The sequence below is a fragment of the Levilactobacillus paucivorans genome (assembly GCF_001437125.1).
GTDB classification, from domain to species: domain Bacteria; phylum Bacillota; class Bacilli; order Lactobacillales; family Lactobacillaceae; genus Levilactobacillus; species Levilactobacillus paucivorans.
In genome coordinates this window covers 1-203 of record NZ_JQCA01000140.1, presented here as the reverse complement: position 1 = coordinate 203, position 203 = coordinate 1, and the positions used below count along the sequence as shown (strand labels likewise).

The following is a 203-nucleotide window of genomic DNA, read 5'->3' as shown; positions in this document are numbered from 1 at the left end:
GTCGTTTAGAAATCATCGTTAAACTTCCCAATTACCATGCCGACACTTGCTTGAAATCCCTCCAGAATACCTTATATGACTATGGAACTGAGTACTTCAAAACCATTACTTTTGATAACGGTGCCGAGTTCTCAAGTTTGAGCCAAATCGAGGGAACGGACATCTACTTTGCCCATCCTTATTCACCATGGGAACGCGGAACC

General features: G+C 43.3%; 1 protein-coding gene. It reads left to right on the top strand.

The annotated features are described in order from the left end of the window. A partial coding sequence (locus IV54_RS12125) for a transposase (RefSeq protein ID WP_420806179.1) occupies positions 1 to 203 on the top strand: 203 nt, incomplete at both ends.